Origin of the sequence: Actinopolymorpha sp. B17G11 (assembly GCF_040196095.1) — a bacterium.
Taxonomy (GTDB): Bacteria; Actinomycetota; Actinomycetes; order Propionibacteriales; family Actinopolymorphaceae; genus Thermasporomyces.
The window spans coordinates 48,073-69,933 of record NZ_JBEFTW010000007.1 but is presented as its reverse complement, the minus strand read 5'-3'; the positions used below and the strand labels follow the sequence as shown (position 1 = coordinate 69,933).

Here is a 21,861-nt window from a genome sequence, read left to right as displayed (position 1 = left end):
CAGTACGTATCCGCAGGGACCTGTCCGAAGAATCGGTATCCATCACCGTTCAGCGAGTTACGGACAAGTCTCTTCGCCGCGGGATCCGCCGGCGCCGCCACCGCAGGGTTGCGACGGTGCACGACCACAGGGCCAGCGACAGGGCGAGGAACCTGAGACCGCCTGCCAGCTGCTCGGGGTAGACGACGCCGGTGAGGTAGTGGTCGATGAACCCTCCCCGCAGAAGGGGTTCGCCTGCTCTGCCGCGTGCCCAGTTCTCCGTCGCGGTGAGGGGGCAGGCGAGCGGAACCAGCGTGCCGACCAGCCCCCAGCACACCGCAGCCAGATGAGGGCCGATGGCGCCAGGCCAGCGCCAGCCAAGAAATCCGCCGAAGATGACGTAGGCCATGAAGGCGAAATGCGCGGTGGCGGCGGCCACGACGAGGGCCCGGAATCCCATGGCAGCCACCTCCAGCCGGCTGCGAGACCGAGAGCACTCTCTCCACTATCGCACCGCGGGCGTGAGGTGCGGTGGCCGCGCCGCCGCCACCTTCGCGATCGCGTTCATGATCACGGGGGAGGGCGCAGAGTGAACGTGTCGCCGGCAAGGGAGCGGATCAGGTCCTCGTCGACGTCGTGGCCCAGCCCCGGGCGGTCGAGCGGCACCGGCACCTCTCCGTCGTACGCCCGGATCGGCGGATCCACCACGTCCTGGGTGTAGTACTTGTCCGAGCCCGAAACGTCACTGGGCAAGGCGAAACCGGGCAGGCTGGCGAGCGCGACGTTGGCCGCGCGCCCGATCCCGAACTCGTGCATCCCCCCACACCAGACCTGCCACCCCCCGGCGACCGCGCGGTCATGCGCACGTCGTGCCGGCGTGATCCCACCCATCCGGGACACCTTGATGTTGAGGATCTTCGCCGCATCGAGCGCCATTGCCGTGTCGAGCTGATCAAGGTCGTCGATGGACTCGTCCAGGCACAGTGCGGTGTCAAGACGCGCCTGCAGGCGTGCGTGCGCGGCCAGGGCTCCCGGCGCGAAGGGCTGTTCGATCAGCAGCAGGTCGTACGCGTCGAGGGCCTGGAGCGCGTTCAGATGAACGGGATCCTCGTCGTACGCGCCGTTGGCATCGACCTGCAGCGCGAGATCGGGATAGGTGCCGCGGACCGCGCGGACCGGCTCGGTGTCCCACCCGGGTGCGATCTTGAGCTTGATCCGCCGGTATCCGTCGTCGAGATGGTGGCTCACCTGGGCGAGCAGATCGTCGACGGTGGGTTCGATGCCCAGGCTGACGCCCGCTGGCGCGCTGGTCCGGGTGCCGCCCAACGCGCTCGCGAGCGACATGTCCTCCCGCCGGCACGCGAGATCCCAGCAGGCCATGTCGAAGCCGGCCTTGGCGAAATTGTGTCCCCGGATCCGCGCCCACGCGAGGTCGGCCTCCCACGGCGTCGTCCACCGGTGCGCGAGTACGGCAGGTGCAAGGTGGGTGGCCAGCATCCACCAGCACGTGTCGACCGTCTCCGCCGAATAGAACGGATCGCTCGGCGACGCGATCTCGCCCCAGCCCACGAAGCCGGCCGTGTCTTCGAGTCGGACCAGGATGTGTTCGAGGTAGGACTTGCGGTGCGAGCTCGTCTCGAACTCGTGCACCAGCGGCAGGCGGACCCGGAACGCCTCCACGCCGACGAGGGGAACCGCCGCGCTGTCGTTCGTCGGTGCCTGGCTCCTCGGGTCGGGTGCCTTGGCCCCCTGCGTGGTCGGCTCGGGTGCCGTCGGATCCGGGCTCTCTGGCTTCTGGCTGCCTGGTTTCTGGCTGGCTGGTTCCGGTGTGGCTGGGTCCGGGCTCATCGGGTCGTCCTCCGTAGCTGGCTCACGGTCGTTGCGTCCTGTCGCCGGTGGCGGAAGGTGAGCCCGGCGCGGCAGGCGTGAGACCGATGCTCGCGGATGCCGGCCGGAGCCGGTACCACGCCGAGTCCGTGTCGTCGGCCCGGCACGACACCCCGACGTATCCCTGGCCCAACGTTCGTTCGAACGCCGTACTCACCGCTGTCCGCACCTGCTTCGCACGGTCCGGTTCACGCGCGACGTCGGACCACGAGCGCGGAATACCGATCAGCATGTCCGTGCCCTCCCGGACGAGTTCGCCCCATCCGGGCAGGCGGGTCGGAACCTGGTCCACGGCCGGTGGCGACGGCGGCCCCGCAAGGTCCCACTCCACGATCAGCCGGTCGCTCGGGTGGCCGTGGTCGCGCCCCATGTCCTCGACACCGTAGAGATTGGGGACGAACCACCTCGCCCGTGCCCCCAGGACGTCGAGGTTGAAGTGCCCGTTACCGGCGCGAACCGGATCGTAGGACCAGCGCATGGTCGTGATTCCGGTGCCGAGGACGTACGCGCGTTGGCCGGACTTCAGCGCCCGACCGACCCCGCGCCCCTGCCACTGCGGATGCACCACAGCGGCCTGCGAGTAGTGGTAGACCTCACCCGAGGTGGCGTCCTTCCCCACGAATCCGTACGCGAAGCCAACCAGCCGCTCGCCGTCGAACGCCCCGATCACCGAACCACCGTTGCGGCGCAGTGCCCAGAGCAGCCGCGGGCTGACGGCGGGCGCGCTCGGTCCGAGTTCGAGGACAGCGCGGTAGAGCTCGACGCTCGCCTTCATCTCCGCCGGCTGTTCGAGCGGACGGACCGTGAGGGAGGGCCCGGCAGCGGTGTCCATGAAGCTGATGCTTTCACTGGCCGCGAACGCGGCGCCGACGCCCCGCCCTGCCGACGCCCCGGCCTGCCGACGTCCAGGGCTGCCGACGTCCAGGGCTGCCGACGTCCCGGCCTGCCTCGTCGGTCGGTTGACGTCCCCGACTCGCCGCGCAGACGGCGCGGAAAAGAATCGGTGACACGCCGGGCGTGGTGCCACCACTTCGGGGCTTGGCCATGAAATCCTCAGCCGCCGCTCGGTGTGATCCATCCGCCCCCGCCAGCCGATGTCTTTGTCGCACCACTCCGCTAGGCTTCGCGGCGATCTGTCCTGTTCGCGATCCGACCGCCGGTCGGGGTCGCCCTGAGGGCCAACGCGACACCCGTCGGCACGGAGGACGACTGTGGTCACGAGTGAGTCCCGGCTACGCGGAGCTCTCGACCTGCTGTTCACCGACAGGCCCGTGCTGGATGTCTACTCTCACGGGCCGTGGGCGGTGCCCGATGGCCTCCTCGACGAGGCGGCGGCCCGCATCGACACCCTGGTCGCCGATCGGCGATCGGCACAGCTCACCCTCGGCAAGCAGCCCGGACTGCGCACCCCGACCCCCGCCGTCGTCGCCGACGTCCTGGGCATGGTGGCGTTCCTCTGCGGTGACGCCGCTGTGCGCGCCGGCGTATGTCGCCGCGTTGAACACGACCTGGTCGAGCGCTTCCGGATCCATCCCGTCATCGAGGCCGAACCCGACCGCCGCTGGGTGGCACAGGGATCCTCCTGGCGGCCGCCCGGCCGGAACCTCTTCCAGGCCGCCGGAGACGACCGCGCCCGCCGCACGGTGGCGCTCGACCTCACCACCGAAGCGCTGCAAGCCCTCGACGGTGTCGTCCCACTGAACGAACGTCGGCAGGCACTGTTGCATCTGTACGACGAGGCACGACGCGACGCCGACCTGCTCGAGGCAACCCTCACCACGCCGTACGTCCGCTCCGAGTGGGGCCGGCTCGAGGAACGCTGGGCCGAGCTCGCCGGCGACGACCTGGTGGCCATCCTGCCGGAGCTCACCGGACCGGTCGGCTACCTCAGCTGGATCGTCGACGGCTGGATCGCGGCACACGAGCGACTCGGCACCCTTGTCCCGGGCGGCGGCGACTCGACCCAGGCGTTCGTCTCGTTGCTGATCCAGGCCGGTATGACCGAGGCTCCTGCCGAGCTCGCGGTCGGGGTCCGGGGCGAGCTGTACTCCCAGGTGCAGCAACAGTTGCGCGTCGTCCTGCGGACCTGGAACGCCGAGGCCTGGCGGCGCCGGGTCCGCGACTGGCTCGCGAGGGCGCTCGTCGCCGGCGAACTCGAGCTCAGCCGCGCCTGGCTCGACCTTTCCGTACGCCTCACCGGCGCGGTCCAGGGTCTCCCGGGTGCTCCGGTGACCCCCCGCCCGTGCCTCGTGCCCGTCGACTGTTTCCAGGAGGACGTACGCCGGCTCTTCCGGGTACGCCGGGTGCGGCACCCTCTCACCGGATCCAGCTCGGTGGCGGGGTGGGTGGCGGCTGATGACGCGTTCCCTTTCGGCGTTCAGGCTGGCGGTCGGCTGCCCGAGGAGGAGTTCGCTGGCGAGAGTCTCGACTCAGGCCCGTCCCCGGGGGAGCGGCCGGGCGATGAGGTCGCCGTCGAGCAGGCGGCTGGAGAAGGGGCGCGTGCGCAGGAGTCGGCCGCGGCGTCGGCTCCCCAGGAGGCAGGTGCGCGGGACTCTGCTACGCGAGGGGCCGCTGTCCGGGAGTCGGCCAGCGACCAGCCGATGAGTGAGGGCGCTGGCGCCCGCCGGGACCATGCCCCGGCGGAGCGGGCCTCACTCGACCCGGCTCCGGTGGAACCAGGCCGGGTGGAATCAGGCTCGGTGGAACCAGCCCCGGTGGAACGAGCCCCGGTGGAACGAGCCCCGGTGGAACCAGCCCCGGTGGAACGGACTCAGGGAGACGTTCCTGGGGAACCCGTCGAAGCGGACCGGACTGGCGCGAGCCGAGCCGACGGTTCGGCTGCCGAGGGGCACCCGACTGGAGCGGATCCGGACCAGATCACCGCTGGGCACGACCTGCCAGAACACCCCGACCACCCCGCAGCGTCGGAGCGGCCCGCACGACCGGACCAGCCGGCCAGCGCGACACCGGCCATGCAGCCAGACCAGCCCGCGCGGGTCGAGAAGGAAGGCGATGCCGGAGCTCCTGCACGTGCTGGACAGGTGACGCCTCCCGAACGGCCAACGCGATCCGAGCAGCAGGGTCAGGCTGGTCAGACCGCGTCTTCGGACCCGGCAGCGGCCGACACCGCAGCAGGCCCTACCGGCGTAGCTCAACCGGAACGAAGCACCCGCGAACCGGCCCAGACCGAACGTGGCCGACGCGCCGTCGCTGGTCGTCAGTCCATCGCGGAGTCGGAGGCGGGGACATCGTCCGTCCCGCCCGAGCAGATCACGGGAGCCCACGCCAAGCCCATGCCACCTGAGGGTGGCGACGCGACCACGGTCTTCTCCCAGCAGATGCTCGGACTGATCGGGCCGTCGACCCCTCCGCAAGGACGCCGAGCGAACGAGTCTGGGCGAGGCCACGCCGACACTGGTCCGCACGGGGCATCACACGGCGCCGGATCAGAACACGACCAGCACACATCCTCCGAGGCTGTGGCCGGTCCATGGGGGTTCGAGGCGTTCGCCAGTCACGGCCAGCACCCCGACAGTCCTGGCCCGGACCACCAGCGCAACGGGGTCCGGACACCGGCCGACCGGTCCGCTGATCCGATTCCCCCGCACGCCGGTGGACAGGGAACCGGTGGACAGGGAACCGCCGGACACGGCGGCGCCGGGGTCTCAGGGGGTCACGGTGGCTATGGCGGCACGGCCGGCCGGGGCGCACCGGCCAGTCAGGGCGGCCCCGACGTACAGAGTGGGCCCGACGTACAGAGTGGGCCCGACGTACAGAGTGGGCCCGACGTACAGAGTGGCGCCGGTGACCAGCTCGGCTATGGCGCCCAACGCGGCTCTGGTAGCCAAGCAGGCTCTGGCGGGCCGGCTTTCCCCGCTCCCGTGGCTCCGCCCGCGAGCCCGGTCGGCAGCCCGAGCAACGACTTCGCGTGGTACAACGCCACACCGCCCGGCGACTACCGTGAACCGGTCGAGGTCGAGTCTGAGCCCGCCGACTACGCCATGTGGACGCGTCGCGAGCCGACAGGCCCGCGCGCCCAGGTGCTGGCCCTGATCGACAGCATCGTCGGCCAGCCTGCCCTGGTCACCGCACTTCGTGAGTCGGTCGCCGCGCCCGAACAGGACCTGCGTCTCCTCGTCGCCGGACCACCCGGCACCGGCGAGGGCATGACCGTCGACGTGCTGTCGAAGTTGGTGACGGCGCGCGGGTTCGACGGCACCGCCATCACGATCACGTATGAGCATCTCGCCCGGCTCGATCCCACGACGGCCGTCGGGCAGTTGCGTGAATGGGTGGACGGTTGTCTCGGCGAACGCCTGCTGGCCATCGAAGACCTCGACCAGATCATCAGCGACGGCGCCCGTGGTGCGGCACTGGCCGAGGAACTGCACCGGCTGATCAGCATCTGCGGACCTGACCTGCAGGTTGTGGTGTTCACCGGGCCCGACGGATACCGCCGTCTGGTCGACATCAACCCGGCGCTCGCGGCATGGTGGCGGGTTGTCCGTACCCGTGACTTCGACGCGGGTGACTACGCCACCATCTTCGGGCGGGTCGTCGAGCAGCGGGGCGCGGTCGCCACGGACGATGCCGCCCGGCGGGCGGGTGACATGTTGGCCGCCACGCCTGCCGAGGGCCAGCTTCGCAACGCCAGGTTGGCCGCCTACCTCGCCGAGATGGCTATCGACGCGGCGCGCAGGCGTACGGACGGGTCGTCCCCACCGATGGTCGACCTCGCCGACCTGCCACGGTTCGAGTCCGAGCCACCGCCACCTCAGCACGTCGCCGACGGTCCCCAGCCTGGGGCATACTCCCGACTCGGCCGGTTGCGCTGACCCCGCCGAGGTCCGCTCGGCGCTTGCCCCAACGGCACGGCGACGGGCTGGCGGAGTCGCAGGACGGAACGCCTCGCTCGGCACCCCCACGATTCGCCCGGTGGTCGGAACGTGCGTGACAGCCGGGTGGGGGATGACCCCGGCGAGCTGTCTCAGTACTCCGGCGAGCATACGCCGAGCAGGTTCGCCCAGCTCTCCGCCAGGCGTACGGAGAGAAGCTGCGAGCGGCTGCCGTCTCCACTGTCGAAACGCAGCTTGAGCGTCGCCGGACCTTCGATGGGTGCCGAGCAGTCGTGTGGCGCGAAGCGCAGCCGGACCGTTCGTTCGCGGCCGACCGGGATCTGCCGGTCGGTGTCGGGCGACGCGGTGACGTTGTTCAGGTGGATCCATCCGGCCGGGAGGTCAGCGGCGCGGAAGGTCAACGGTCGACCGCCACCGTTGAAGACCTCGAGCGCGACCGACACCCCCTCTGGGCCAGGCGTCACTTCCTGCCCGACGAGCCGAGGAACTCCGCGCCCAGGGTGCTGGTCGCACACCGCAGGTGTGAGGTCGTAGAGGGTTCCCGCCGACACGTCCATCGTGTCCGCCGCGCCGACGAACGGCCTGACCAGCATCGGAAGGGTGATCTCCGTGGCCTTGGCAGCCCGGGCCGGCACACAGTCGGTGACCTGCCAGGTCAGGGAGAGTGTCGTACGACCCTGTGCGGGCAGTTGGATCGGATTCTGTGCATGCACGGGGTGGCGGGCGGTGTCCCGAGCGCCACGGAACTCCATCCCGGCCAGTGGCGGCAGGTCCGGTGTGATCTCGAGGTGGTCATCGCCGCTGTTGGTGAGCTGGATGTCCAGCTCGACCGTGTAGCTGTCCAGGAAGGCCGCCGGTGCCGCTTCGGCGCGAACGGCGGAGCTGGTGAGACGGGCGAACAGCAGCAGACCCGCCACGAGGAGTACCAGGGCGACGGCGACCGGGCGGGCCCAGCCGGGACCGCGGCGCGGGGGATCGACCACCTCGGCCACGTCGGGTGAGGCGTCGCGCCAACCGCTGTCCCATGCCATGGCACCCGTCCCGTTCCAAGAGCCCGACTGGATCAACGAGCCCCTACCGACAAATGAGCCCGGCCCATCGATGTACCTGTCGTGATCGGTGTACCCGTCTCGATCTATCGGAGCCGTTTCGATAAGGAGGAGCCGTCTCGATCAATGGAAGCCGTCTCGATCAATGAGCACAGTGTCGTCCTCCTGACAAGGGTCGTGGCAGCACCCGGCAAGATTGCTGGCATGACCGACGACACCTCCGGAGTTACCAGCGAAGGCACTTCAGGCCAGGGCGCGACTCATCGGCCCGACCAGAACGACCCCGGCAGCCCCACCGAACGGCCCGCCGACTCCAGGGGGCCGGATTCCCGGTCGCCGGATTCTGGGTCGCCGGATTCTGGGTCGCCGGATTCTGGGTCGAGCACCGGTGCCGGCCGGATGAGGGACGAGTCGGCCGCCCCGGTGCTCGCCGTGGACATCGGGGGTACGAAGATCGCGGCCGGTCTCGTGTCCGCGCAAGGCGACGTCCTGGTCAGCGACCGGGCGCCCACCACTCTGGGTCCTGACGACGGTGACCTCGCCATCTGGGAACGATTGCATACCTTGTGCGAAAGCGTTCTGGACGCTGCCGGGCGGCCGGCCATCCAGGGCGTGGGCGTAGGTTGTGGCGGTCCGATGCGCTGGCCCGCCGGCGTGGTGTCGCCGGTGAACCTGCTGCCCTGGCGGGACTTCCCGTTGCGGGATCGGTTGAGTGCTGCCTACCCAGGCGTGCCGGTCCGGGTGCACAACGACGCGGTCGCCGTCGTCGTGGCCGAACACTGGCGGGGCGCCGGTCGCGGAGTGGCCAACATGCTCGGCATGGTGGTGTCCACCGGCGTCGGTGGTGGGCTCGTACTCGGCGGCCGGCTCATCGACGGCCGCAGCGGCAACGCTGGCCACGTCGGCCACATCGTCGCCGACCCGACCGGGCCGGAGTGCGGCTGCGGGGGGCGCGGCTGCGTCGAGGCCATCGCTCGAGGGCCGGCGCTCGTCACGTGGGCCCGCCAGCAGGGCTGGCGCCAGGACGACGAGGCGGCAACGGCCAAGCATCTCGCCGACGACGCGCTGGCCGGCGACAAGATCGCGCGGAAGGCGTTCGAACGCGCCGGGCATGCGGTCGGTATCGGCATCGCGTCGGCCGTCGCGCTCTGTGACCTTGAGCTCGTGGTGGTCGGTGGCGGCGTCTCCCAGGTGGGCGGCCTGCTGTTCGAGCCGCTCGAACAGAGCCTCCGAACGTACGCCAGGATCGAGTTCGCCCGGGACGTGGTTGTCAGGCGCGCGAGTCTGGACCAGAACGCCGGCATCGTCGGAGCGGCCGCGTTCGTCCTGGCGGGCGATCAGTACTGGACCCCCGGATGACCGACCGGGGTGACCGGCTGGGATGACTGACCGGGATGACCAGCTGGGGACCGGCTGGGATGACCGGCTGGAGTGACGGCCGGGAGTACCAACCGGGTGACCATCCTGTGGCGAGCTCGGCGCGCCGCGTTCCGGGTGTTCGTTCCCGGGTAGGAGCCCGGCATGATCACCGGGAGGGCTGGTTGGTGGGGTCGGCTGCGTCGGGTGGCGGCGCGCCTGTCCGGCCGAGCGGGCCGCCGGCCGAAGGCCCCCGCCCGTCGCGGTGGCGAGGGCCCCACCCGTGACGTGGACGCTGCCCGTGACACTGGCCCCGCCCGTGACACTGGCGCAGCTCCCGTTCCTCCCACAGACGCTGGTCCTGGTCCTGGTGATGTGGAGCGCCGGGCACAGACCACGAGCACGGCCGCACCGCGCGGCCGCGAGGTGGACATCCCACACGGCGTTCTCGTGGCCAGCGAATGGTCGTGGCGCCTGCTGTTGATCCTGGCCGCCGCCGGGGTGACGGGCTACTTGCTGCTCCAGATCAGCATCATTGTCGTACCCGTGCTGATCGCGGCCCTGGTCACCGCGCTGATCGTTCCGGTCACCGACTGTCTGCACCGCTCCGGGCTGCCGCGCGGGGTCGCCGCCGGTCTGACCCTGCTCGGCCTCATCATCGTCGTCCTCGGTCTGCTGGCGCTCGTCGGCCAACAGGTCGCGACCGGTTACCAGGGGCTCTACCGCCAGGTTGTCGACGGGATCGACCAGGTACGTATCTGGCTCATCCGCGGTCCGCTGAAGTTGTCAGAGGCCGAGATCGACAACGCTTTCCAGTCGTTGGGCGAGCTCGTCACGACGAACCAGCTCACCGAGGGTGCCCTCCGAGTGAGTACCACGGTGGGTCACGTGGTGGGCGGGCTCTTCCTTGCGCTGTTCACGACGTACTTCATGCTGTACGACGGCGAACGCATCTGGCGCTTCCTCGTCGGCTTCTTCCCGCGGTCGGCGCGCGTCCTCGCCGACTCGTCGGGGCGGCGCGGATGGGTGTCGCTGACTGCGTTCGTCCGGGCGACAGTGATCGTCGCGTTCGTCGACGGGGTGGGCATCATGATCGTCGCGCTGGTCCTCGGCCTGCCGTTCGCCGTTCCCATCGGGGTCCTGGTGTTCCTCGCGTCGTTCGTTCCGATCATCGGTGCGCTCGTGTCGGGGGCGGTCGCGGTGCTGGTCGCGCTCGTCGCGAAGGGACCGTTCGTGGCGCTCATCATGCTCGGCGGCGTCCTGCTGGTACAGCAGCTGGAGGCGCACGTGTTGCAGCCGTTCCTGCTGGGAAGGTTCGTCCGGCTGCATCCGGTGGCGATCCTGTTGGGAATCGGTGCCGGTGCCTACCTCGCCGGCATCGCGGGTGCGCTGTTCGCCGTACCCCTCGTGGCGGTCCTGAACGGCATCGTCCGGCACCTCGCGCAGGAGCGTACGACCGCGGAGACGCGACAGATGCCGGCGCCACCGCCAGGTTGACCCGCGATCGCCACCCGTCGGCCCATGACAGCGATCGGCGGGCCCGGCGGTCACTAGCCGCGCGGACCCGCCGACTGTTGCTGGGGCGCGCTGCTGCTAGCGGGAGCGGGCCATTTCGGGTTCCGTGCCGCCCTCGGGTGCCGAGCCGCCGGCCGTCGGTTGGCCGGTCGCGAGGGGGAGCTCCTTCAGGAACAGCACGATGACGAACGCAGCGAGCGCGAACGGCACGCCGGCGAGGAAGACGTCGTGCAGGGAACGTACGAACGCCTCGATCACCGGCTCCTTGAGCGCCGGCGGGAGGTTCTGGATGGCGGTGACGTTCTGGGTGGCGCCCTCAGGGATCTGCGCCGCAGCCCGCGCGGGCAGTTCCTCCGCCAGGTGGGTCGACAGCCGACTGGTGAGGATGGCCCCGAACATCGCTGTGCCGATCGCTCCGCCCATGGTCCGGAAGAACGTCACCGAGCTGGAGGCGGTGCCCATGTCGCGCATCTGCACGGAGTTCTGGACAGCGGTCATGATCGTCGCCATCGTGAGGCCGAGCCCGAATCCGACGACGTAGGCGTAGAGCCCGATCGTCCACAACGACGAGTCCGCGTGGAGGCGGGACAGGAGCCACACACCGAACGCGATGATCAGGCCGCCCATGACGGGGTAGATCTTGTACTTCCCGTTGCGGGTGATGAGCTGGCCGGATCCGATCGAGGACGTGAAGATTCCCGCGACGGTGGGGAGCATCGCCAGCCCGGAGGCCGTCGGCGACATGCCCTGGACGACCTGCAGGTAGAACGGCAGGTAGATGATCGTGCCGAACATCACGAACCCGGCGAGCAGCCCGAACGCGTTGCTCACGGTGAAGACCGAGTTGCGGAAGAGCCGGAGCGGGATGATCGGCTCGGAGGCACGCGACTCGACCAGGACGAAGAGCAGGACGAGCACGACACTCGCCCCGAGCAGGGCCAGCGCCCATCCCTCGGTCCAGCCGGCCGACTCGCCCCGCCACGACAGGTACAGCAGCAGGCAGGACACCGCCGCCACGATGGTGGCCGCGCCGAGGTAGTCGATCTTGTGGTTGCGCCGGATCTTCGGCATCCGCAGGGCGTACGACGTGACGACCAGCGCGGCGGCGCCGATCGGCAGGTTGATCCAGAAGATCCACCGCCAGCCCGGGCCATCGGTGAACCATCCGCCGAGCAGAGGTCCGGCGACGCTGGAGACGCCGAATACGACGCCGAAGTAACCCTGGTACCGGCCGCGTTGGCGGGGCGGGATGATGTCGCCGATCACCGCGAACGCCAGCGCCATGAGGCCTCCGCCGCCGAGGCCCTGGATGGCCCGGAAGGCGACGAGTTCGAGCATGTTCTGCGAGAGCGCCGAGAGCACCGAGCCGACGAGGAACGTCCCGATGGCCGCCTGGAACATCGGTCGGCGGCCGTAGAGGTCGGAGATCTTGCCCCACAGCGGAGTGGATGCCGTGGACGTGAGGAGGTAGGCGGTGACGACCCAGGACAACTTGTCGAGGCCGCCGAGTTCGCTGACGATGCGGGGGAGTGCCGTACCGACGATGCTCTGGTCGAGTGCCGCGAGCAGCATGCCGGCCATCAGGCCGCCGAGCACGATGAGGATCTGCCGGTGGGAGAGGTACGTGTTGCCCTCGACCTCCGCCGGTGCCGCGCCTGCGGGCACGGCCGCCGGTGTGCCGGGTGCGGCCGACGCGGCGGCCGAAGGGGCGGATGCGGCGGATGCGGCGGCGGGTGTGGTCGAGGGCGGAGGTTGCTGCTCGGTCATCGAATGGTCTCCTGCGGGTTGTTACGTGGGAACGGTGTGACGTGGTGTCACTCGCGCTGTGTGGCGCGAGGCCGGCGACGCCGGGTGTCCCCGGGTCACCCGTGGTCAGGCGTCGTGCACTTCCGGAGTGCCGGGCGGAGGCGGGTCAGGAGCGGGCGGTACGGATGAAGGGGAAGGATCCGGACCTGCGCCTGTCCCCGCGCCTGTCCCTGCGCCTCGTGAGGACTGGTGTTCGAGGTCGTCGGCAAGCCGGTTGAGCAGGCGTTCGAGCGTATGGAGATCGCCTTCCGGCCAGTCGGCGAGGGCGGCGTCGAGGTTCGCCCGGCGGCGCGCGAACGCATCGTCGAGCACCTGGCGTCCGGCGTTCGTGACGGACAGATGGGCCGCACGGCGATCGTCGGGATCGACGGTGCGCTGGAGATAGCCCGAGGTCTCGAGCGCGCGGGCGTGCCGGCTCACCGTGGAGACGTCGAGCTGGACCTGTTCGGCGAGGTCGGAGAGCCGCAGCGGTCCGGCACAGTTGACGGTGTAGAGGACGTACTGGAGTGCGGGCTCGATCGCGGTGGGTTGCGTCCGCTTGATCAGGCGGATCATCCGCATCAGGGCGACGAGGAGCGCCTCCGGCGTGTCACGCGGAAGTTCGCGGGAGAGCCCGGGCCGGTCGGCGGCCGACGAGTGAACTGCTTGCACCGTGCAAGTGTAGGTCGGTAGTTGCGCCATGCAAGTATTACTTTCCGAAGTGACCCTCGTGCGCCTCGTATCCAGCCGCGCCGGCCCTCGGCGTTCCCCGTGATCATGATCATGATCACGGGACAGAGGGTCAACGCTGGTGGAGGCTCATCCGGATGCCGTTCCTTGGTCGCAGGGTGACCGCCGGGCGTACGGCGACGACCTGATCGGGCAGGGTCTGCGCGGCCCACCGGCGGGCCAGCGTGGCGAGGACGAGGACGCCCTCCATCCACGCGAACGCCAAGCCGACGCAGATTCGCGACCCGATCCCGAACGGAAGGTACGCAGCGCGCGGCTGACCCGGCGCGGCTTCGTCCCACCGACCTTCGCGGGTGATCCATCGCTGGGGCCGGAACTCGAGAGGCGCGTTCCAGAACCGCGGATCCCGGTGCAGGACCCACTGGCTGGCCACGCACAGCGACCCCGCCGGTAGCGTCCAGCCGTCGAGCTCCAGATCGACGAGCGTACGCCGGCCGAGAATCCACGATGGTGGATAGAGCCGCAGCGCTTCGGCGAACACCGCCCTGGTCCGGGGCAACCGCTCCAGGTCGGCGGACGACAGGTCGTCCCGGTCGTACCCGTCCACCTCCTCATGAAGCCACGTGGCGACCTCGGGGTGTTCCGAGAGCAGCCACCACGTCCAGGTCAGCGCGGTCGCCGTGGTCTCGTGTCCGGCGAGCAGCAGCGTCATCACCTCGTCGCGGACGAGAGAGTTGTCGTCGATGCTCGTGAGGAGCGCCGACAGGAGGTCCGGTCCCGGAGGGGCCGCCCGGCGCTGGTCGATCAGCTGCCGGACCAGGAGGTCGAGCCGGTCGACGGCGGCGAAGAGGCCAGCCCGTCGGCGGGTGGGGAGCCGGAGCAGCAGGTCGCTTCCCGGCAGGACGTGCCGTTGGAACCCGCGCAGAAGTACGCCGAGCGACTCGGCGACAGGCTTCGCGAGTTCGCGCAGGTCGGAGCCGAACAGGGCCCGCCCGACAATGGTGAGCGTAAGCCCCGACATCTCCTCCGCCATGTCAACGGTTGCGGGAGCGGGTGCGTTGGCGGTCGCTCCGACCGGCCCGCCGACCGGCGTGTCCACCGCCCCGCCGACCGGCGTGTCGGCGGTCCCCTCGGCTGCCGGCCCGGCCCCGGAGAGGATCCGCCAACGGGCATCGTGCTCCAGCGCGGCTGCGACCATCGTCTCCGCATACGCTGCCACCCGTCCGCCGTGCATGGCCGGCTGGATGCGCCCTCGCTGCGTACGATGCAGTTCGCCCTCACTGGTCAAGAGGCCGTCGCCGAGGAGTATCCGGATCCGTTCGAGTGCGCGACCCTTCCGCGTGGAGCGGCCGTGGACGACGAACAGTTCGTGGACCAGGTCGGGGTGGCCGAGGACGTAGACGTGCTCGCGCCCCAGCCGGAGGTGGGCGACCCGCGGATGCCGCGCGGCGACGCGGGTGAGGTAGTCGGTCGGGGAGCCGCTGGCGAGCAGGCCTGCATAGAGCAAAACGCCGTGTGGTCCTGGTGGCCGGGCGATCCGCATGACTCGTTTGTACGCCCGTACCGCGCGCCTCTTCCACACCGCCACTCCGGTCCGACGCGGTTCGGGTCATACGCCCCCAGGTACGGCGAGGGAGGGCGGCTCGCCCGACTGCCGCAGAACCAACGCCGCGGAGTGCGAGACTGCCGGACATGACTCCGGGACCGCCCGAGCTGGCGGCAATCTATGACGAGATCACCCGTGCGGCGCACACGCTGGACGGAGTCGCCCGGACAACGCCGATGGAAGGATCGCGTTGGCTGTCGGACCGGGTGGGTGGGCCGGTCCAGCTGAAGTGCGAGAACCTCCAGCGGGCGGGTTCGTTCAAGATCCGTGGTGCGTACGTCCGCATCGCCCGGCTGGCGCCTGCCGAACGCGCACGGGGTGTGGTTGCTGCGAGTGCCGGCAACCACGGCCAGGGTGTCGCGCTGGCGGCGAGCCTGCTCGACACGGCGGCAACGGTGTTCATGCCGTTGGGCGCGCCGATCCCGAAGGAGGAGGCGACCCGCTCCTACGGTGCCGAGGTCCGGTTCGTCGGGCACACGGTGGACGAGGCGTTGCGGGCGGCGCGGGCGTTCGCGGATGAGACGGGTGCTGTGCTCATTCATCCGTTCGACCATCCGGATGTCGTTGCCGGTCAGGGAACGCTCGGCCTGGAGATCGTCGAGCAGTGCCCGGATGTCGCGACGGTCCTCGTCCCGGTCGGTGGCGGTGGGCTCGTGGCCGGGGTCGCGGCAGCGCTGGCGGGAAGCGGGTCGGCGGCGCGGGTGGTGGGGGTGCAGGCGGCGGGCGCGGCGGCGTACCCGATCTCGCTCGCGGCAGGCCATCCGGTCGCGGTTCCGCACATGGCGACGATGGCGGACGGAATCGCGGTGGGGTGTCCGGGTGTGATGCCGTTCGACCTGGTACGCCGCTACGTCTCCGACATCGTGACCGTCTCGGAGGAGTCGCTGTCGCGCTCCCTGCTCCTGCTGCTCGAACGCGCCAAGCTGCTGGTCGAGCCGGCGGGAGCCGCCGGAGTCGCGGCCCTACTGGATTCGCCGGCTGCGTACGAGCCGCCCGTCGTGGCGGTCCTGTCCGGCGGAAACGTCGATCCGCTGCTGCTCATGCGGGTCGTACGCCATGGCATGGCGGCGGCGGGGCGCTATCTGTCGATCCGGGTCCGCGTGCCCGACCAACCGGGTGGCCTCGCGGCGCTGCTGAACGAACTCGCGGCCGCGGAGGCGAACGTGCTCGACGTCATCCACGAGCGGACGTCGGCGAGCCTGCATCTCGGCGAGGTGGAGGTGGCGCTTCAGGTGGAGACGCGTGGGAATCACCATCGTGAGGAGATCCTCGACCGTCTGCGCAAAGCAGGGTACCCGGTCACGTTTTAGTAAGTGATCTTGATGATCTATAAAATCGCCCTTGACAGTTGCTGTAGTGGCGGGTGAGATCAAGGTATGTCTGAGCACACACCCCACGAACCAGAGGGCACATCCGCCGACCCGTGGGCGGAGGCGACCGATGAGGTACGCCCCGGCCAGGGCGCGGCCACTCCGGCCGAGGCGGACGCGGACCAGCGCAGTGAGAAGGCCGCGCGGTCCGGTGAGAAGGCGGCGCGGTCCGGTGAGAAGGCGGCGCGGTCTGGCGAGAAGGCCGCCCGGGTAGCCGACGAGGCAGCGCGTACGGCCGACCAGATGGGCCGCAAGGCTGACGAGGCGGCACGCTCAGCAGGTGAAGCGCGTTCGGGTGGCGACGCGGCCCGAGCAGCCGCGGGCGGCGGGACGAGTGTGACACCCGAAGGTTCGGTGCGCGCCATCCTCGCCGAGGTGGCCGCCGGAAAGCTGACCCCCGAGCAGGCCGCCCCGTTGATCGATGCCGCCCGGGAGCCCGGCGACGCCGCTACACCCGCGGGCGACGCGGGCGCGACAGAGGCAACCGACGCCGGCCGTGAGGACGCAGGTGAGACGGCGGTTCCGGTCGCCGCGACGATCACCCGGCTCCGGGTGCGCGCAGTCGGGCGGCGGGTGCGCATCATCGGCGAACCGTTCGTCTCGACCGTGGCCGTCGACGGCCCCCATGTCGTACGTCAGGAAGGCGACACGCTGGTCGTCACGAGCGAGGGAGAGTTCGGCGCGTCCATCGACGGATTCACCCTGATGCGGAGCCGTAACCTGCGCGACGTGCAGGAGCGGGTCTTCGACATCGGTCGCGAGCTGTCCGTCCGTGTCAACCCGAGCATGACAGTGGAGGTCGAGGTCACCGCCGGAAGCGTCAACGCCGAACGCCTCCCCGGTCTCGAACAGGTGCGCGTCACCGCCGGGTCCGCACGGGTCCGCGACGTCGACGGCCCGATCGACCTGTTGGTCCAGGCAGGATCGGCGCAGGTCGAGGGCAAGATCACCAAGGGCCGGTCGCGGCTGCGGGCCGAGTCGGGTTCGTTGCAGCTGCGGTTGCTGCCTGGGTCGAGTGTGCGGGTGCGTCCGGACGTCCAGCTCGGGCGGGTGCAGTGGGAGCCGCCGGGCAAGGACCGCGAGGAGCACATCGTCGGTCTCGGTGACGCGGTACTCAACCTCGAGGTCGTAATGGGCACGGCGACCGTGAAAGAGGCGCCGTGACGGGATCCCATGCGTACGGGCATGGCGGGTCTGGGGTCCCGGAGTACCGGCCACCACGTGACTGTCCGGTCTGTGGCGCGGGCCTGCAGGTCACCCGGCTGGGTTGCGGGTCGTGTGGAAGCGAGCTCTCCGGCGTCTTCGAATCGTGCGGTTTCTGCGGTCTCACCGACGCCGAGCGTTTCGTGTTGCAGGTGTTCCTGGTCTCCCGCGGCAACATGCGAGAGGTCGAACGGCACCTTGGGGTGAGCTATCCGACGGCCCGCCAGCGGTACGCCGACCTGCTCACGAAGCTGGGTCTGGAGCCGGCACCGGCCGCTGCCAGTGGTGCCGCCGAGGCTGCTCAGGCCGGGCACAGCCGCGAAGAGGTCCTCGCCAGTCTGGCGAGAGGCGACATCGACGTCGACACCGCAGCGCTGCAGCTCCGCGACGCTGGCTGATCAACCACGGCCGGCCGGTCGGCGCCGGCGTCGTCCCGGTCAGCGCGGCGGCACCCGGTGAATGACCACGTTGGGCATGTCATTTGTCGTTGAATGACCACGTTGAGCGTGTCATTTGTCGTTGGACAGGTGCCGACGCCTGTTCCGGGGTCGACAGGCATGCTCAACGTGGTCATTTGCCGAAGCTCGGGCGCAGTGGACCGGAGCGCGGCGAGAGTCGGGCGCAGTGGACCGGAGCGCGAGGCTCCGGCGTGGCCGGCTCAGGCGCAGCGGGCCAGGGCGGCGTGGCGAGGCGTGTCTTACGACGTCAAAGGACGCGATCAGGCGCCGAACGGTACGGCGTCGACGATCTCGACCGCGAGCTTGCGGCCGCTGGGGGCTTTGTACGTCGCCTTGTCGCCCTTGCGCTTGCCGCTGATCGCGGAGCCGAGCGGTGACTGTGGCGAGTAGACCTCGAGGTCGACGGAGTCGTCGAGGGCGAGGAGCTCACGCGAGCCGAGGATGAACGTCTCGGTGTCGTCGTCCCCTTCGAACCGGATCGTCACCTTCATCCCGGGCTCGACGATCCCGTCGTCGGGCGGGGTGTTGCCGACCCGCGCACGGCGCAGCATGTCCTGGAGCTTGCGGATCTGGGCCTCGGTCTTGCCCTGTTCCTCCTTGGCGGCGTGGTATCCACCGTTTTCGCGCAGGTCGCCCTCGTCGCGGGCCTCGCCGATCTTGCGGGAGAGTTCCGCTCGCACAGTGCCCGTGAGATGGTCGAGCTCCGCCCTGAGACGGTCGTAGGCCTCTTGGGTGAGCCAGATGACGTTCTCGTCGGTCGACTGCGTCACGGTCTGTCGCTCCTCGATCGTGGGGACATATCGGCATCCCGGAATGCCGGGATATCCCGCGGATGTTGTCAGTGCGTGTCCGGAAGAGTGCGGACTGACCTATGAGGCTAACAACGCCGAACCCATCCGGCCATTCTGGGCGCGCCGTTGACCAAGGGCGGTGTCCGTGTCGTCGGTGGCGTCGGCGACCATGGTGCCGGCGCGTCCGCTGCCAGACCCAGTGTGACTCGCGGGTCCACCAGGTGATCCGCGGCCCCACCCGTGGGCCCCAACCCGCGGCCCACCCGTGGGCCTCGCCCACCGGTTCGCCACCGCTGGCCCGCACGTGGCCACCAGACGGAGGAGAAGACCACGGTGCCATCGACAGCACCCGACGAGTTGCGGCTCATGCATGTCCACGCCCATCCCGACGACGAGTCGAGCAAGGGTGCCGCCAGCACCGCACGGTACGTCGCGGAAGGCGTCGAGGTCCTCGTGGTGACCTGCACTGGCGGCGAACGCGGCTCGATCCTCAATCCTGCGATGGACCGCCCGGAGGTCCTCGCCAACCTCGCCGACATCCGCCGCCAGGAGATGGACCGGGCGCGCGAGATCCTCGGGATCGACCAGGCGTGGCTGGGTTTCGTCGACTCGGGTTTTCCCGACCGCGACAATCCGGAGCCGTTGCCGGACGATTGCTTCGCGGCGACGCCTCTGGAGGACGCGGCCGCCCCGCTGGTGAAGGCGATGCGCGAGTTCAAGCCGCACGTCGTGACGACGTACGACGAGAACGGCGGATACCCGCACCCGGACCACATCATGTGTCACAAGGTCACCATCGCGGCCTGGGAGGCGGCCGGGGACCCGGACGCCTATCCCGAGGCAGGCGACCCCTGGCAGCCGCTGAAGCTGTACTACCACCACTCGTTCCACCGCGAGCGTACGAAGGCGCTGCACGACGAGATGGTGCGGCGCGGCCTGGAATCCCCTTATGCCGACCGGCTCAAGGACTGGAAGCCCGACCCCGCACACGCCGCCCGGGTCACGACGCGAGTGCCGTGCGGTGACTACTTCGCCGTACGCGACAAGGCGTTGCTCGCCCATGCCACGCAGATCGACCCGAACGGGGCATGGTTCGCCTGCCCGCACGAGGCGCACGTCGCCGCCTGGCCCACCGAGGACTTCGAGCTGGCCCGCAGCCTCGTCGAGTCGCCGGTGCCAGAGGACGACCTCTTCGCGGGAATACGGACGCCGGTGGCCTCGACCGGCGGCGCCGACGGTCGGGGTGCGGCCGAGCCGTGCGGTGCATCTGACTAGGGCCTAGGGGGTGTCTGATCGATCGTGATCCATCAGACACCCCCTAGGGCGGAGACACGCCCTGGGCGCAGGAGACCGGGACCTGCGTCGGCGGCTGCTGGTGAGGGCTCCGGCAGCGAGGTACACGATGGTGTCAGGGATGTTCCTGTTCCACGACCGGGAAGGATCAACACAACCCATGCTGTCCGTTCAGCCGCTCGGAGTCCTGGCCGCTGCGCCACGTGATCCGAGCCAGTGGGTCGGGCCGGGCCTGCTCGGCTTCGTCGTGATCGTGTCGATTGGTGTGGCGACCTTCCTGCTCTGGCGCAACATGAACAAGCAGCTTCGCAGGGTCAAGTTCGAGGAACGCCCAGGTCGGAGCGGTCGAGGTGCGCCGACGTCTTCGGCGCTCCCGGACGGGTCTCCCGCGTCCGGCGCCGACACGTCCGACCAGGGAGGCGGCGGCCACGGCGCAGAGCCCACGGCCGCAGAGGGCACGGCCGAGGATTCGCAGGAGTCCACGGGTACCGCCGATCGCTGACGCCGTCCGAGGGACCTCGCGACGCCACATGACCTTGACGTGACCCCGCTATGACGTCACTATGACGTCATGACGACGCAACGGCGACAGCAATGGTGGGCAGCATCGTTTCGGCCCCTACGGAGGAAGAGCTTCCTGCTGGTCTGGTGCGCCGGACTCATCTCGATGTCTGGTGACTGGGCACTCAAGATCGCGTTGCCGATGCTGGTGCTCGAGAGCACCGGATCGGTGGCGGCGACCAGTGGCGTCGCCATCGCGGGCGTCCTTCCGACACTCTTCTTCGGCGGGGTGGCAGGGGTCTTCGTCGACCGATGGGACCGCCGCAGGGTGATGCTCGTGGCATCGCTCGGGCAGGCCCTCGCGGTGCTTCCGCTGGCGGTGATCGACGGTCCAGGCACGGTCTGGGTCTGCTACGCCGTCACGTTCGCCGTCGGGACTTTGGCCCAGTTCGTCCAGCCCGCGGAGTCGGCACTTCTCCCGTTGCTCGTCGACGCCAAGGACCTGATCGCGGCCAACTCGCTCAACGCCGTCAACAACAACCTCGCCCGGCTGGTGGGGCCCGCCCTCGGTGGGCTGGTCGCCGCATGGGCTGGACTCACCGCCGTGGCGTACGTCGATGCCGCGACATTCGTGGTGGCGGCCCTCCTGCTGGCCTGCGTCCGCGGCACGTACGCGGCCGCCGGGATGGACCGGCTCGCGGGGGACGTCGCGACGGAGACGCCGAGCGATCGGCGGTTCCTTCGGTCGTACGCCAGGATCGGAACGGAGCTGGTCGATGGCGTGGCGTTCATCGCGCGTTCGCGGGTGCTGGTCGTGCTCATCGCGACGTTCACGGTGACGTCGGTCGGCGAAGGTCTCATGGGTGCCCTCTTCGCTGTGTACGTCAAGGAAGGGTTGCACGGCGGCGTCACCGAGGTGGGCTGGCTGATGTCGGCACAGGCGGTCGGCGGCATCGTCGGGGGAGTGGTGGCCGGCTGGTTCACGCGCTTCTCGCCGATCCGGTTGCTCACCGTCGGCGCGGCCGTGTTCGGTGTCATCGACGTGGTGCTCTTCGCCTATCCACTCGCCTGGTCGGCGTTCTGGCCGGCGATGGTGCTGCTGATCCTGGTCGGCGTTCCAGCGGTCCTGGTCAGCTCGACCGTCACCGCGCAGATCCAGGGAGCGGCACCGGACGAGTTCCGCGGACGCGTGTTCGCGGTCATGGGTACCTCGATGGGTCTCGCGATGATGCTCGGTGCCGCGCTCGGTGGCGCGTTCGGTGACGACCTCGGGGCCATGGCGATGCTGATCTGGCAGGGCGCGGGATACCTCGTCGCCGGTCCGGTGGTCGGCCTGTTGCTCGGCGGTCGCGCGTTGGCGAAGGCACGCCGCACAGCTGCGGCGGTGCCTGCCGCGGTAGGCGCTAGCATGGCGGGCCCGATCACCGAGCGTTCGATCACTGAGACCTCGATCGGCGAGCCATCGAACGCCGGTCCATCGATCAACGGGGACTCGATCCGGAGGTAGGCGTGACCAACCGGG

At 69.9% G+C, this 21,861-nt stretch carries 17 protein-coding genes; 9 read left to right on the top strand and 8 right to left on the bottom strand.

Features of this window, described 5'->3' with window-relative positions; all coding sequences use genetic code 11:
• Positions 1–49 precede the first annotated feature (49 nt).
• From ABN028_RS09875 to ABN028_RS09865, 3 genes are all read right to left on the bottom strand, one after another.
• Positions 50–439, bottom strand: coding sequence for a DUF2784 domain-containing protein (locus tag ABN028_RS09875; protein WP_349696383.1), 390 nt, complete (start codon positions 437–439; stop codon positions 50–52).
• 110 nt (positions 440–549) lie between these two features.
• Positions 550–1,827, bottom strand: coding sequence for an o-succinylbenzoate synthase (gene menC, locus ABN028_RS09870; RefSeq protein ID WP_349696382.1), 1,278 nt, complete (start codon positions 1,825–1,827; stop codon positions 550–552).
• Positions 1,828–1,849: 22 nt separating this feature from the next.
• Entirely contained in the window at positions 1,850–2,698 is an 849-nt protein-coding gene (locus tag ABN028_RS09865) for a GNAT family N-acetyltransferase (RefSeq protein WP_349696381.1), read from the bottom strand.
• 379 nt (positions 2,699–3,077) lie between these two features.
• On the opposite strand from ABN028_RS09865, the gene ABN028_RS09860 reads away from it, so the two are divergent.
• Positions 3,078–6,701 (top strand): hypothetical protein, encoded by a 3,624-nt coding sequence (locus ABN028_RS09860; protein WP_349696380.1) that lies wholly within the window; start codon positions 3,078–3,080, stop codon positions 6,699–6,701.
• 152 nt (positions 6,702–6,853) lie between these two features.
• On the opposite strand, the gene ABN028_RS09855 is transcribed toward ABN028_RS09860, so the two are convergent.
• The gene (locus ABN028_RS09855; RefSeq protein ID WP_349696379.1) at positions 6,854–7,753 is read right to left on the bottom strand and encodes a hypothetical protein; all 900 of its coding nucleotides are present in this window, start codon (positions 7,751–7,753) and stop codon (positions 6,854–6,856) included.
• A 417-nt stretch (positions 7,754–8,170) separates the two neighbouring features.
• On the opposite strand from ABN028_RS09855, the gene ABN028_RS09850 reads away from it, so the two are divergent.
• Positions 8,171–9,130, top strand: coding sequence for an ROK family protein (locus ABN028_RS09850; RefSeq protein WP_349325369.1), 960 nt, complete (start codon positions 8,171–8,173; stop codon positions 9,128–9,130).
• Between the two features lie 162 nt (positions 9,131–9,292).
• Positions 9,293–10,624 (top strand): AI-2E family transporter, encoded by a 1,332-nt coding sequence (locus tag ABN028_RS09845; RefSeq protein WP_349696378.1) that lies wholly within the window; start codon positions 9,293–9,295, stop codon positions 10,622–10,624.
• Positions 10,625–10,720: 96 nt separating this feature from the next.
• Here the strand turns inward: ABN028_RS09845 and ABN028_RS09840 are convergent, their stop codons facing one another.
• The 3 genes from ABN028_RS09840 to ABN028_RS09830 form a co-directional block, all read right to left on the bottom strand.
• Positions 10,721–12,409 carry an MDR family MFS transporter gene (locus ABN028_RS09840; RefSeq protein WP_349696377.1) on the bottom strand — a complete coding sequence of 563 codons (1,689 nt, stop codon included), beginning with the start codon at positions 12,407–12,409 and terminating at the stop codon, positions 10,721–10,723.
• Positions 12,410–12,514: 105 nt separating this feature from the next.
• On the bottom strand, positions 12,515–13,099 hold the full coding sequence (locus ABN028_RS09835; protein WP_349696376.1) for a MarR family winged helix-turn-helix transcriptional regulator: 585 nt from the start codon (positions 13,097–13,099) through the stop codon (positions 12,515–12,517).
• A gap of 130 nt (positions 13,100–13,229) precedes the next feature.
• Complete coding sequence (locus tag ABN028_RS09830) at positions 13,230–14,660, bottom strand: cytochrome P450 (RefSeq protein ID WP_349696375.1); 1,431 nt, start codon at positions 14,658–14,660, stop codon at positions 13,230–13,232.
• A 149-nt stretch (positions 14,661–14,809) separates the two neighbouring features.
• On the opposite strand from ABN028_RS09830, the gene ilvA reads away from it, so the two are divergent.
• The 3 genes from ilvA (at position 14,810) to ABN028_RS09815 (ending at position 17,694) form a co-directional block, all read left to right on the top strand.
• Positions 14,810–16,033 carry a threonine ammonia-lyase gene (ilvA, locus tag ABN028_RS09825; RefSeq protein ID WP_349325364.1) on the top strand — a complete coding sequence of 408 codons (1,224 nt, stop codon included), beginning with the start codon at positions 14,810–14,812 and terminating at the stop codon, positions 16,031–16,033.
• Positions 16,034–16,099: 66 nt separating this feature from the next.
• Positions 16,100–17,257 carry a prolipoprotein diacylglyceryl transferase gene (locus ABN028_RS09820; protein ID WP_349325363.1) on the top strand — a complete coding sequence of 386 codons (1,158 nt, stop codon included), beginning with the start codon at positions 16,100–16,102 and terminating at the stop codon, positions 17,255–17,257.
• Entirely contained in the window at positions 17,254–17,694 is a 441-nt protein-coding gene (locus tag ABN028_RS09815) for a DUF2089 domain-containing protein (protein ID WP_349696374.1), read from the top strand. Before ABN028_RS09820 ends, ABN028_RS09815 begins: the two co-directional genes overlap by 4 nt.
• A gap of 320 nt (positions 17,695–18,014) precedes the next feature.
• Here ABN028_RS09815 and greA read toward each other — a convergent pair whose 3' ends face one another.
• Positions 18,015–18,524, bottom strand: a complete 510-nt coding sequence (gene greA, locus ABN028_RS09810; protein ID WP_349325361.1) for a transcription elongation factor GreA — start codon at positions 18,522–18,524, stop codon at positions 18,015–18,017.
• Positions 18,525–18,878: 354 nt separating this feature from the next.
• On the opposite strand from greA, the gene mca reads away from it, so the two are divergent.
• The 3 genes from mca (at position 18,879) to ABN028_RS09795 (ending at position 21,846) form a co-directional block, all read left to right on the top strand.
• A complete protein-coding gene (gene mca / locus ABN028_RS09805) occupies positions 18,879–19,820 on the top strand; it encodes a mycothiol conjugate amidase Mca (RefSeq protein WP_502879175.1) in 942 nt (313 codons plus the stop codon).
• Between the two features lie 178 nt (positions 19,821–19,998).
• Complete coding sequence (locus tag ABN028_RS09800; protein WP_349331907.1) at positions 19,999–20,340, top strand: hypothetical protein; 342 nt, start codon at positions 19,999–20,001, stop codon at positions 20,338–20,340.
• 69 nt (positions 20,341–20,409) lie between these two features.
• The gene (locus ABN028_RS09795; protein WP_349696373.1) at positions 20,410–21,846 is read left to right on the top strand and encodes an MFS transporter; all 1,437 of its coding nucleotides are present in this window, start codon (positions 20,410–20,412) and stop codon (positions 21,844–21,846) included.
• Positions 21,847–21,861 lie beyond the last annotated feature (15 nt).